Below are 12,294 nucleotides of genomic sequence, written 5' to 3'. Positions count from 1 at the left end.
AATTGGCACAGCGGGCAAGCTGTAAAGATTTGCCCCGCTGTGCCAATGTCAATTATCTAAAATTCCGATCAGGATGGCAGGAAGTCGATAGAGTAATTGCGGGTTGTGGCTTTTACATCCGCAGCACCAAAGTTAATCATGCGGATTCTCGCCAACAGCTTGCGCTCCAGGGCTGGGTTGTTCAGCTCACTCTCAATTAATTTGATAGACGAAATAGTGCCATTAGCTTCAATGACCAGCTTCACAGTAATTTTACCCTGCAGGGTGGGATCACGACGCAAGGCGCGGTTGTAGATCGCATTGATCGCCGACTTGTTAGCCTCCATTATGCCGCGAATGGCATTATCGGTACGCGCCAACTTCTCACCTCTGACTCTCCTCGCCGCCTGTTTGGCGGAGCCCTTCGCCTGGGCCTGCTCAACTTGGGTGGTTTGTCGGCCCGCCAGTGATACGCCTCCTGTGTCAGTGCTGATACTCCCGGCCCTGACTCCGCCACTCGAAGTTTTGGATTTATCGCTGATCATATTGCGTTGTGTTTGTGCGGCAGTGGCGCTGCCGGTACTGAGCTGACCGCGGGTAACTTCACCCGTATCAAAACTCTCACGCATATCCAATAGATCGTCGGCCAGGGCATTGATGCCGCTGCTTGCCGCTTTTTCCCGCGCTTTTTGTATAGTGGCAACAGGGGGTGCCTCTACTTTGCTGGGCTCGGGTTTGGGAGCAGGTTTCGGCTTTTCCTTCTCGACTTTATTAGGTTCTGGTTTTTCTTTGGTTTTCTCTGCCTCGGTTTTTTTTTCCTCAGGCCTCGGTTTGGCCTTGGGTTTGGGCTTCGGCTTGGGGAGCTCCTTTTTCTCCAGGATAACCTTGGCCAGTTGTGGTGGCACTCGCTCTGCTTGTTCCCGGGTCAGCTCCGGCACTGGAGCAAAGGTAATGATGGAACCACAAACGGCGAAGACAATAAGCCCTGTACGCAGGAACTTTATAAAGCGCTGGTCTTCCTGGTTGGAAGCAGACCAGGGCAACAGGGTTTCCTGTAGTTGCCAGGGGGCATAGCGGCTGGTTGCAGTGCTCATATCAGCTTTCCACCCCCGCGGGATCTATTGGTGCTGTCTGCTCCACAGCAAAAGAGATATCGCGGTAATCTGCCTGGGCGCAGGTCTGCATAATCTGTTTGAGCAACTCATAGGGAACCTGCTCGTCGCCCATAATGGTAACCGAGCGTCCCCTTTGCTTTTGCTCGTTGCTGAGCTCACCGGCGCGTTCGGCGCGGTACTCCAGTTCCTTCAAGAGGGGCTCGATATTTTCCTTACCAGCGTCAATATCGTTAATGCTGACGATCATGCGATCACCAACGAATAGTTGCTGGTTATTCACCCTCACGACGGTAGTAACTTCCGGCTTTTGCTGAGAAGTAGACTTGGGTAGCTTGATGGTTTTGTCTGTTTGTAAAACCTGTACATCGCTAGTGGAGTTCACCAATAGGAAAAATACCAGAATGGTGAAAATGTCCATTAGAGAAACCAGATTGAGCTTCGATTGCTGTCGTTTCTGTCGCTGACGCCGCTCCTGTAATTTGGCGGCTGCGTTAAGCATCATTTTATTTCCCCACTACGGTTGTTTGCTGGGGGGCATCGCCCAGGGAAATTTGTGGGAACAACTCGGCATCGACGACTGATGCGGCAACTACTGCTCGATAACTGCGTGCGGTATCCATTGCTGCCACCAGGGTTTTATAGGGTGTACCTTTTTCCGAGAGAATAACCAAGTCGTCTTTCTCGATGGATTTTTCCCTTAAGCTACGCTTTATCTGCTGCAATATCAGGGAAACCGTTTCCATATCTGGCTCACCATCGGTATTCTCCACTCGCCTGACTAGTTGCCCGGCCGGGTAATTGATATCAACATGTGCGGTGCGTAATACCAGTTCCAACTGCCGATTTTCCTGTTCAGTTGCACTAATGCTTCCATCACTGATACCAGGAAGATTGAGTTTTAAAACTGAGATATGGGAAAACACCATATTGAGCAGCAGTACAGGAACCAGGATAGTCATCAGGCTCATAAAAGAGGTGATGTCCAGCTCTGCTTCCTCGTGTCCACGGCGACGAATATTTAATTTCAACATGGCGAGAGCCCTCAGGCATTCACTGCGCGCTGCTGTTCCGTTTTTTGTGGGCGGCCCATAGTCAACAGGTTTAGGAACTTGACTCCGGCCATCTGCAGGCTATCTACAATCTCATTGGTCTTGTTTTGTAGCATGGAATTAAATAGCAGAAGGGGAATCGCAGAGATAAGCCCGAAAGCGGTGGTATTCATTGCTACTGAGATACTGGTAGACAACATAGTAGCTTTTTCCGCAGGGTCGGCAGCAGCTACAGCGGTGAACGCTGCGATAAGGCCCATAATGGTGCCTAACAAACCGAGTAGGGTAGCAATATTGGCCAGGGTAGCCAGGTAGTTGGTGCGCTTTTCCAAGCGCGGTACCGCTTCGAGGATGCCCTCTTCGATTGCCAATGCAATATTTTCCTCGCGCTTGGCGAATTGCAGGGTATTAATACCGGCGGCGGCAATGCGACCCATCGCAGCATCGTTGTCCCGGGCCAGTTGTAATACATTTTGATAACTGCGTTTTTGCAGTAGCGGTAATACCTGCAGATAAGCGCGGCGATTGGCGCTCTTAGCGCGGGAAAGAAAAATCCAGCGTTCCACTACCATAGCGAGGCCGATAACCAGCACCAGGGCAATAGGGTACATAAAAGGGCCGCCATTCTGGAAAAAGCGCAATAACGCCTGAGTAAATTCCATGATAAGTGTCTCCACAGAAGTAAGTGTTTAATTAGCGATATTTTTTTGCCAAACGGCCATTCCATGGACATTGGGCATGATGATGAATATTGTGGAGCCAGATGAGGGCTCTACAATAAATTCCTGATAAGTGAAATACCTGCGGTGGCTTATCCCTGCTCCACTGGAGTGCTGAATTTCAGCAAAAAAGCACGATTACATTAGTTTGTGGTGCTTGATGAGTATCATTATTTTTTCTATTCATTTTTTTCTTCAACAACCGGCTTGGCACTAAGCAGTTGAATTTCCCGTTTGAGTTCTGAGAGCTCCTGGTGCTTGAAAACGGTATTAAAATTTTGGGCTAGAGAACTATCAAGGCGCTGCAGGCTGTCGGCTTGCTTCCAAGGAATGATATACAGCACCTTGGGCTGTTCCTGACTGCCAATTACCGTGGATTCCAGTGTGGTAATTTCTTCTGCACGGGCGGTGAAGCCGGTGCATATTACGGACATTAGAATAATTAATTTATCTCGCATCAGAGTCTACGCTCCAGTTCCAATATCCAAGCGCCGAGTAATTTGTCTTCTTGTTCACGACTGCTCTGGGCCAAACGGTATTGCTGTAATGCCTCTTCCGGCCTGTTTAGATAGAGGTCATAGAGAATACCCAGGTTGCGGTGCGCATCGCTAAAGTCGGGCCAAAGGTTTAGCGCCTGCAGGTAGCACTGTTCGGCCTCTTCGAAACGGCCTGCGTCGCGTAGTAGGGCAGCCAACTGATTCCAGGCAAATACATTACTGTCATTGGCCTCAATTGCCTTGCGAAAGCTATTTTCCGCATTCTCAGCCTGTTCACTTTTTTGCTGTACTATCCCGAGGTTTAGCCAGGGGCCAGAGAGTTCTGGCCAGCGTTCAATGACCTGCTGTAGCTGCTGCACTGCGGTTGAGCTATCTCCGTTGTTAAAGCTCTCGTGTGCCTGGGCCATAGCGACGCTGGCCTCTTTGGGAACCCGCTTGGCATTCGCCAAATAAGGATTTTCCGTAACTTCATTTTCAATTGAGGCGTCCTTCGGCTGAGCATTTTTACCCAACGGAAGGCTGCCACAGGCGCTGAGGGTCGCCAGAATCAGTAGTGCTGCTGTGAAGCGAAAGATACCACTGGGGCAATTGCGCAAATCAATGCAGTGCATGGCTCCACTCCAGGGTTGCTTCCGGTTTTTTGTAGCGTGCGGGTAACAGTTCGCCGAGGGAGGCAAAACTACGTTTGACCCAGTCGTCGTAAATTCCATCACTGGTGCGCTGAATATTGGCCTGATGCAGCTCTATCGCCTTCTCCTCGAAAGGGAAGGCTTGCTCTTCGAGTAGGATTTCGTACTGCTCTAACTCAAGGTCATTCAGGTTTTTGGGGCGCTGAGATTCCATCAGGTCATGGCTGAGCTGTCGATAAACTTCAGCTAAACGGAAATTGGCCTGGGTGGTGAATTCCGCAATTTCCAGCTCGAGAACCTTGCGATAATCGGCCACGGTGGTTTTCATCGCGCGCCTTTTATTGGCGAGACTGGTTTTTAGCGGCAGGTGCAATTTTAATGAAGCGAATTTTTCATAGCTCTGCTCTGCCAATGCGCTTTGGGAATAGGCGGACAGGTAGCGGCCCCGAGGGGATTTTTCTGAATTTTTTGCTAATTGCTGTAGCCAATAATTCTGTTTATTAGGTTGATTGGTTTGCGCGTACAGTTGCACTAACTGATATTGCGCTTCCAGACGTTGTTCAGCGGGCTTTGGCCAGAGCTTGTTGTAGTTACGGTAACTCTCAATGGCACCTTGATACTCACCTGCTTTTTGCAAGCTTTCCGCCGCGAGGAATAAGGATTGGCGACGTACTTCTCGGTCGGGATCATTTTGTGCAAGTTGCAGTAATTCGCCGGCTGCAGCGGCAGGCATTTTCAAGGCTTCAAAAATAACTACTGCCTTGGCGGCGAGGGTAGGTGCCAGCTGATGTGCAGGATAGAAACTCCGGAAGTCTGCAAGTTCAGCACTGGCACGCTGCCACTGCTGTAATTCCATCAGGTAATTGATCGCGTCATACTGGGCGGTGGCTGCAATTTCGCTGCGTCCACTCTCCCTGATTCGCAGCAGGTGGTGCAACGCCTCCTCACTGGGAATCTCTCTGCCATCCTCGGTGAGTGCTGGTTGCGCAAGTGCCAACTCTGCCTGCCTATAGATGGAAAGTTGAAGTTGCTTGCGTGTGTCCTCGCGCAAATGGCTGTCCTTAGGCTGTATATTCAGCGCACGGGTATAGGCTTCTTCCGCAGCCATATAATCTTTCAATGAAAAGTGACTGTGAGCCAGGATCATCGCGATATTTAATTGCTGAGCCTTATTCGCTGGTGGCTGCCACTGATCTGCAGCTTGTGCAGCGGCAATAGCCTCGGCAAAACGTGACTGTTGTAGCAGCTTATCTGCGGCAGATAGTTGTACTGGTAAGGCTCTTTTATCCTGTGGCCAGCTCTGGGTAAATTTAAGGCTGGCCTCAATGTTGCGATCCAGCCACAGGATTTTTTGCTCGGCATCCTGGTCCGGTGTTTCTTTATGCACTTGTGCAGAGCTAAGAATGGCTGCATAACCAGCCTCCGCACCATGCTTCTTGTCTTGGTATTCCCAGGCTACCTGGCTGTATGCGCGCCAGGCTCCAGCGTAGTCGCCAGCCTGCTCGAGACATTCGGCCATCAGGAAGACCATTGGTGGAGTGCGGGGGTCCTGTGGAAACGTCTGTGAAAACTGCCGGTAGAGTTCCGCTGCCGCTAGGTAAGCTTTGCGAGACTGAGCTTTGAGCTGCTGTTTTTGTTTACTTTTATTAGCCGGTGCCTTGCTTGCTAGCTGAGCAAGTTCCTGCGCGCGCGCGTGGTCAAATTGGGCTAACTCTTCAAGCCAGGGGCGCAGTGATTGTGCCAGGGCTTCGCGCTGACTTGCCTCTGCCTGCTGCCAATACTCACTGCGAATACCATAGCGCTGTACAAATTCCCGCTTGGTTGGAAGCACCTCATCGTGTAAGCCGCCATTTTGCAGTGTTTCAATAGCTTGCAAATGTAATGATGGCGCATCAGTGCTATTGGGGTAGTGCTTAACAAAAGCCAGATAGGTATCCGCGCTGTTGCGGAATAACTCTTTCTCTCGATACCAATTGCCCAGAGCGCTGTACAGCAGGTGCTGATAACCTCGTGGTTTGCCATCGGGATTAAAGGACTCGATAGCTTCGGCACCGCCCAGGTAACTAAAATTCAGGGCCAGGCCACGAAGGCTATCCTCGCGCAGGCGCTTCTGGCCCAGAGGTAATTCTGCTTCGCTGGCACGCTGCTGCAGAATATCCAGAGACTCGAGAAATATCTCCGTGGAACGGCGGTAATCGCTGGATTTAAACTCTGACCAGGCGAGCATATAGCGGGCATTATCGGAAAATGGGCTTTCGCCCTTCTCCAGCAATGCGTGGAAGTCCCGTGCCGCTGCCGAATACTCCTTGCGATTGAAAGCTGCTTCGCCTCGGCGGAATAAAACCTCCCCCATAAACGGTGACTCAGGTGCGCCCTGGGCGATGCGCTCCAGTGCTTGCAGTGCGCCTGGCATTTCGCCATCCATAGCACGAGCTCGCGCCAGACGATAGAGAATATAGTCGTCTCGGGGGCTCTCTTTGGCGAGTGTCTGGTAGTGCTGCACCGCACTGGCAAAACCGACTGAAACTTCCGGGTTATCCGCCTGATGTTGCTCTAGTCGCTCCATTTCCAGATCGGCCAGGCGCAAACGAATCTGTGCGCGAATCTGCGGGTCTGGCTGGCTGGCCAGTGCCCGTTGATAGCTCTGCACCAGAGTGGCGAGATCAACCGGTATCAACTCAGGAGGCGCTGATACAGGTTCTTCAATGGAGGCAGCCGTGGCCGTGGGCAGATCTGCAAGTGTCAGTGCGGATTGATTACTGCAGGCGGTACTGATACAGCAGATAGCGGCAGTGAGCAGGCGCGGGGAAAAGCTTCTGGAACCAAACCTATTCACTCTGCCCCCCTTCATTATCTGGCAATAGAGCTTCTGCGGTCTTTTCCCCCGTTATTTTCTCTACTGTGGCATTGTCTTTTTCGTGAGTATTTTCGCCATCTTGCGTTTCCACCTGGGTATTTTTTTCAGGGTTCTCCGGCGGGGGCTGGCTGGCGGCCTCTAGCATGGAGGCATCCTGTAAGCGCGCTATAGCGAGGCGGGTATGGGCCTGGTAACCGTGAATCCGCGATTGCTCTCGCCCCAGCTCAGCAATAATATCCCGGCGAAGGGCAGCCTCAACCTCTGAAGCCGTTTTGGCTATGGCTGTGCGTTGGCCGGATAATTGCGCCGCAGTGCTAGCCAGACGCTCTGTAAGCTGGGTCAATTGCGGTGCGCGCCCCACTTCTACGGTGGTTTTACCTAGCTGCTTCTCACCATTGCGCAAGCTGGCTTCGAGTAATTGCAGAGTTTTGCGCTGTTGCCACAAGCGGTGATGATACTGTTCGCTGGCTTGCCACAATAAAATGCCACGGGCTTTAGCCAGGGTCTCGCCCTGGTAGTCGGACCCTTTACCGTTACTGCGCAGTAGTTGATAGCGTTGCTCAGCGCCCTGTAGTATCTCCAGCATCTCGAATATCTCACTGTGATTTCCGCCCTCCCCGTTGCCGGTAGCTTCGAGCAGAGTCAGTGCGTCACGCTCCCCTTCTATTTGGGCCAGGGCATCGTTGAGATTGCGGTAGTGTTGCTTGGCGATTTGCAGTTGCTGGTCAAACTCAGCGCTCTGGTACTGCCTGATAATGCCGGAGCGCCTTTGGTGACGCTCTTCGATCAATGAATGCCATTGTGGAATTTTTTGCGACCAGTCATTGAGTACCCTATCCATCTGCTGCAGGTCGCGCAGCTCTGACAGGCGTAGCTGGAATTGATCACTCTGTAAAATGGGCAAGAGAAAATGCTGGTTATCCCGCAATAGGGGGGCGGCCTGAGCCAGTTGTAGCCAGCCGTAGCGTTGTGACTGGCTAAATTGACTGGCGTCCGCCAGCGGTTCTGAAGACAGTGCCCGCTGTAAGTGCTGCAGCTGCTGCAATGTGCTCTCGAAATATTTGGCTGCATCACTATAGGCGTTTAGGGCTTTATTGCGCTCAGTCTGCTTTTCATAGGCATAGGGCAGGGCGACCCTGGCCTCTCGTGCGGCGGGACTGTGTTGGTGTTCTGCCAATAAAAAACGCAGAGCATCTACACCCTTCTGGTATTGCTCGCTGTTGATCGAAGACCAGGCGAGCCCGAGCAGAGCTTTGGTTGCCCAGGGGGTGTGCAGGCGCACTTGGGAAAATTCAGTTTGGGCCTGGGTAAACTGCTCTGATAATGCCAGAGCGTAGCCAGCGCCGATATGCGCTTTGTCAGCGAGTATCAGGATATCCTCTGAGGGTTTATCCTGCTCATTTGCCAGTGTGCTTGCGAAGCGATATTCCTCGGCGGCGGCAACTAACTCCCCTCTTCGGGCCAAGGCTGCGCCTAGATTGATGTGTCCAAGTAGGCGCTCTGCCGGCGGCAGATTAGCTCTTTTAAGGAATTCCTGGGCTGTGGAGATTTCTTCACTGCGCAAGGCCAGGTTAAGGGGAAGGGTGGAGGAATCTATGGCTCCGGACTTTTCCAGATTTTTTGCCGCCAGGGAAAAGTCACCCTGCAAATAGTTCAGCTCTGCCAGCTTCAGCCAGGCTGCCTGGTGCAGTTTGGGATCTGTATTTTGGTTGCCGGTTTGAAGTTGTAACTCAAAAAGTTCGGCAGCGCGCCGATGCAGACCAAAACTGAGGCTGATTCCCCCTTCAATCAACGCGGCACTGTCGCGGTGAACTTTAATTGAATCACGTTGTTTGGCGACAAGCAGGGTGCTAAGGGCACCGAAGTTATTGCCCTGAAAGTACTCATATAAGGTTGCCCCGTAAGACATATCTTGAGCTTGTCGATACTTTTTGTCTTCGGATTGCGTCTTTTCCTGAGGCGCTATTTCTTCCGAGGTAACTTCGGTCTCGGTGCCATAAGCAGGCAAACTGGCACCTAGCAAAGCGACACTGAGGGATATTATGTGGGAGAGGGGCCGGTAGCTCATGGGTAATCAGGGCGTGGGCCATTGAATGAGTTCAAAGTCCGGCTGTTGCTTGCCGGTTTTATCTGAGATTCGTAACTCGATTACAACGGGCTCATCGGTCTTTTCCAGCTCTAAAGTAGCACCCCGCTTATACTCACGTCCTTGGGGCCCAAGGCCAGTAAAGAATGCGGAAATGGTGTAGTTACCAGACTTTAGGTTGCCTTTGTGCAGGGGTTGAATACCACCGCGAACAAGGGCATTGCGCTGATGTTCGGTATACAGGTGGCTAGCCGTGAGTTTATTGTCGATATGTAATTTGACTGCGTCCAGCTGGAAATAGTGGCCAATATCCACAGAAACATAAAAAGCCACTTGGCTTTGTGCCGGGTAGAGTAGGTCCTCTTCCAGGATTAACAAATCCCGGTTTAACTTAATGACATCGCGCTTTAGATTTTCCAGCTTTTCAGCGGAAAAAGACTCTTTCTGAGCTTGAGACGCTACGCTCAACACGAGGACGAGTGAGAAAATAAACAGCTGGAGAACGCGTCCCATGGAAGGCCTTTCGATTGTTTTTGGCTTTATTGTGTAATGGCGCAAATTATGTCAGGGGCGTAGCTATCTGGTGTGATCCCGTTGGCAATTTTTTTATGACGTTGGAACGTTTATTATGGATTTATCAGTCCCTGGCTGAAAAACAGACGTTTGTTACTGTCGATAACCACCGCTTCAAATTGGGGCAGGCGATCAATGAGTGCCAGTCCTTTTTCCTTACCCAGGACAAATACGCTGGTGGAAAGCGGGTCAGTATCAAAACCCCTTGGGCCGATAATGCTGACACTGATTAATTTATCGCTATCCCCAACTGTTGTATCGGCGGGCTTTCCGGTATTTGGATTAAAAATATGATGGACACGCTCTTGTTGTTCATCAATAAAAAAACGCTCGTAATCACCGGAAGTTGAAATGGCAGTGTCACTTAGGGGGATCACAGCGGCATTTTTGCTTTTCTCTCGTGGATGGCGAATGCCTACCAGCCAGGGTTCACCGTGTTTATCACCGAGCATACGTGCATCGCCACCGGCGCTGACACTGGCGCAACAGACTTCAGCCTGTTCGAGAATCTGAATGGCTTTATCCACAGCGTAACCCTTGGCAATGCCACCTAGGTCAATTTTTGTCTCCTTGTGACCAAATCGTAGGGTTTTTGACTTTTTATTTAGATGCAAGTGACGGTAATTCAGAGCTTTCAACAGAGAATCGGTAAGGGCCGTGTCAGCCCTTTTTTTATTGCGGAAATCATAATGCTTGCCGAGAGTAGCGTAGCTGATATCGAAGGCTCCATCGGTCAGGCGGCTAAACCAGATAGACTTATCCACCAGAGAAAGCAGCTCATCAGAAATATTGACCGCTGTTCTACCTGCTTCGCGATTGACTTGGGACAATTCACTCTCTGGTTTGTAGGGTGACAGTTGGTTATCCAGGCGATGGAATTCTGCCATCACCTTTTCAATCAGGTTTTCCGCTTCACTGGCATCTTCATGCCAAAGCTGCAGGCTGACTTCAGTCCCCATAATTGCACGCTCGGCATAATGCCACTCGGCCAGTGCCGGTGCTGCACAGAGAGCAGCACTGCCTATTAGGATGGATCGAATAAAACGCAGCATTTCGATTTCACATTATCTTATGGGGGCAAAAGCGGTCATGCTGTCTATGAGAGTGCCGTTTCCGAGTCCATGGTTGGGGAAGAGGCTGGCAAAGTTATCCTGTTCGCCATGTAGGGCCAGGTAGTTCAACACTACAGTTTCCACCAATAGATTGACGTTGTTGGCGGCGGGGCTTGAGGACGTTTCTACATCCCCGGAGGAACGCATATAACCCAGCTGTTGGTGTCTTGCCTGTTCGTCGGCACTGCCACCGAGTAATTGCGGGCGCCCCGCAGGGTTGTATACCAGGAAGAAAGAAGCAGCGGTTTGCTGATCGTCCCCGGTCCACACACCCTTGCCACGACCTTCGACAGAGTCGTCGATCATTCCGTTGGAGAAAACCGAACCATCGCTGAAGACATAAATCATCAGCGGCTGGTTGCGACGTGCAGCATACTCCAGGCAGGCGCCAATGCAGCGGCCGGCGCGAAGGTCGCGCATCTCACCGGTGGCGCGGTCGCCGGTATGGTAGTCGTAGCCGCCCATGGTGATAGTGCCGGCACCGGCATAGCCATTCACCACTAGTTTCATCGCTGAGGCGGTTTTGCGGAATTCCCCATCCCCGCTCAGTTCAGCGCTGGTAAAAATACCGGAGGGACCGACGATATCCGGGTCGGCCTCGGGGTTAAGATCGGCGGGATTACCGAAGCGGTCCGCTAAGTCGGCGCTTTTCATGTAACCGCAGCGCACCATGTCCTTGATAATCGCGTCGGCTCCCACGCGGGTGTTTACCTTCCCCAGCTTGGCATCAGAAATACGATACATGGATTCCATTACTGCCACCGTGTCTTCCTGGCTAAGCAGTCCCACCAAATCGCCCACATCAACGAGGCCGGTAACATCAGAAGGCCTGTCCACTTTGGTGGGGCGTACTTCTGGGTTGATCATTGCCGACGGAGCCATGGAATTTCCACCGGAATCACTGGAGCGAGAGCCGATCAGGGCCAATAGGGAACCATTGGCCCCGGCCTGATTGATACCGTACATGGGGTTGTGGGGGTTGTTGCCGGTATCGTTTTCCGAGCGCGCCGGGATCACCGCTCCATTGGTAGCAGTAGCGGTGCCGGAGCTCACTTTTTCCAAGATACCGCGCAATATGCCGCTGTCGCTATGGAAGGCGAGGCCCAGGTCGGTGTTGACAAAACCTGCACCCGCAGAGGGGATCATATCGCCCGGCAGGCCCTGTTTGTTGTAACCGGCCGTGCCGAGAAAATCCATTTGGCCACCTTGTTTGCCTACCAATACATTGGAGCCAGCGATATTGGCTCCACCGGCGAGGTCGAAACAGATAAAGGGGATTTTACCGGCGCCGAAAGCGCTTACATCACAAGGGCCACCGTTGCTCTTGCGCAGGCCTTCCAGATCGGAAGATAGAGCTGCATGGGCATTACGTGGATTGGCGAACATGCTAAATACAGAGCCACCTAATACTGTCGCCATGCCCGCACGAAAACCCTGGGCGAGAAAATCACGACGGGTTACCGGGCGATGGTGGTCCGGGTGATGTAGGGGCTGGTCCAGCTCAAAATGTTTTTTCTTGCTCATAGTCTTTGCGGATTTATATCCGATGGGCCGGTTAATTATTTTTTAAATTTTTATGAAGGCTGTTGAAAAAATTCTTCAACAGGTTCTTCTGGAGCTCGATTAGATTGCCCAGGCGTGGTGTTTAAAATCGCACCTGGGCAATAGTCCGTTCATA

Annotated in this window: 11 protein-coding genes; all 11 read right to left on the bottom strand. The window is 51.7% G+C overall.

The window, feature by feature from the left end; translation table 11 throughout:
• Nucleotides 1-68 precede the first annotated feature (68 nt).
• The 11 genes from FIU95_RS19005 to FIU95_RS18955 all read right to left on the bottom strand — a co-directional run bounded on the left by FIU95_RS19005 (nt 69) and on the right by FIU95_RS18955 (nt 12,140).
• Nucleotides 69-1,073: an AgmX/PglI C-terminal domain-containing protein gene (locus tag FIU95_RS19005; RefSeq protein ID WP_152455543.1), complete on the bottom strand. Its 1,005-nt coding sequence runs from the start codon at nt 1,071-1,073 to the stop codon at nt 69-71.
• A gap of 1 nt (nt 1,074) precedes the next feature.
• Nucleotides 1,075-1,596: a biopolymer transporter ExbD gene (locus FIU95_RS19000; RefSeq protein WP_172975462.1), complete on the bottom strand. Its 522-nt coding sequence runs from the start codon at nt 1,594-1,596 to the stop codon at nt 1,075-1,077.
• A gap of 1 nt (nt 1,597) precedes the next feature.
• Nucleotides 1,598-2,125 carry a biopolymer transporter ExbD gene (locus tag FIU95_RS18995; protein WP_152455541.1) on the bottom strand — a complete coding sequence of 176 codons (528 nt, stop codon included), beginning with the start codon at nt 2,123-2,125 and terminating at the stop codon, nt 1,598-1,600.
• An 11-nt stretch (nt 2,126-2,136) separates the two neighbouring features.
• Nucleotides 2,137-2,805 carry a MotA/TolQ/ExbB proton channel family protein gene (locus FIU95_RS18990; RefSeq protein WP_152455539.1) on the bottom strand — a complete coding sequence of 223 codons (669 nt, stop codon included), beginning with the start codon at nt 2,803-2,805 and terminating at the stop codon, nt 2,137-2,139.
• 236 nt (nt 2,806-3,041) lie between these two features.
• Nucleotides 3,042-3,320 carry a hypothetical protein gene (locus tag FIU95_RS18985; RefSeq protein WP_152455537.1) on the bottom strand — a complete coding sequence of 93 codons (279 nt, stop codon included), beginning with the start codon at nt 3,318-3,320 and terminating at the stop codon, nt 3,042-3,044.
• Nucleotides 3,320-3,970, bottom strand: coding sequence for a tetratricopeptide repeat protein (locus FIU95_RS18980; protein WP_172975461.1), 651 nt, complete (start codon nt 3,968-3,970; stop codon nt 3,320-3,322). The genes FIU95_RS18985 and FIU95_RS18980 overlap by 1 nt, the downstream gene beginning before the upstream one ends.
• Complete coding sequence (locus tag FIU95_RS18975; protein WP_152455533.1) at nt 3,957-6,824, bottom strand: tetratricopeptide repeat protein; 2,868 nt, start codon at nt 6,822-6,824, stop codon at nt 3,957-3,959. The genes FIU95_RS18980 and FIU95_RS18975 overlap by 14 nt, the downstream gene beginning before the upstream one ends.
• A complete protein-coding gene (locus FIU95_RS18970) occupies nt 6,817-8,913 on the bottom strand; it encodes a hypothetical protein (RefSeq protein WP_152455531.1) in 2,097 nt (698 codons plus the stop codon). Before FIU95_RS18970 ends, FIU95_RS18975 begins: the two co-directional genes overlap by 8 nt.
• A 6-nt stretch (nt 8,914-8,919) precedes the next feature.
• Nucleotides 8,920-9,444, bottom strand: coding sequence for an AraC family transcriptional regulator (locus tag FIU95_RS18965; RefSeq protein ID WP_152455529.1), 525 nt, complete (start codon nt 9,442-9,444; stop codon nt 8,920-8,922).
• A gap of 113 nt (nt 9,445-9,557) precedes the next feature.
• A complete protein-coding gene (locus FIU95_RS18960) occupies nt 9,558-10,556 on the bottom strand; it encodes an FAD:protein FMN transferase (RefSeq protein ID WP_152455527.1) in 999 nt (332 codons plus the stop codon).
• A 12-nt stretch (nt 10,557-10,568) separates the two neighbouring features.
• Nucleotides 10,569-12,140, bottom strand: coding sequence for a general secretion pathway protein GspF (locus FIU95_RS18955; protein ID WP_152455525.1), 1,572 nt, complete (start codon nt 12,138-12,140; stop codon nt 10,569-10,571).
• Nucleotides 12,141-12,294 lie beyond the last annotated feature (154 nt).

The organism is Microbulbifer sp. THAF38 (assembly GCF_009363535.1).
Classification (GTDB): domain Bacteria; phylum Pseudomonadota; class Gammaproteobacteria; order Pseudomonadales; family Cellvibrionaceae; genus Microbulbifer.
Note: the sequence above shows the minus strand (reverse complement) of the source record. Positions and strands in the feature narration are given on the sequence as shown.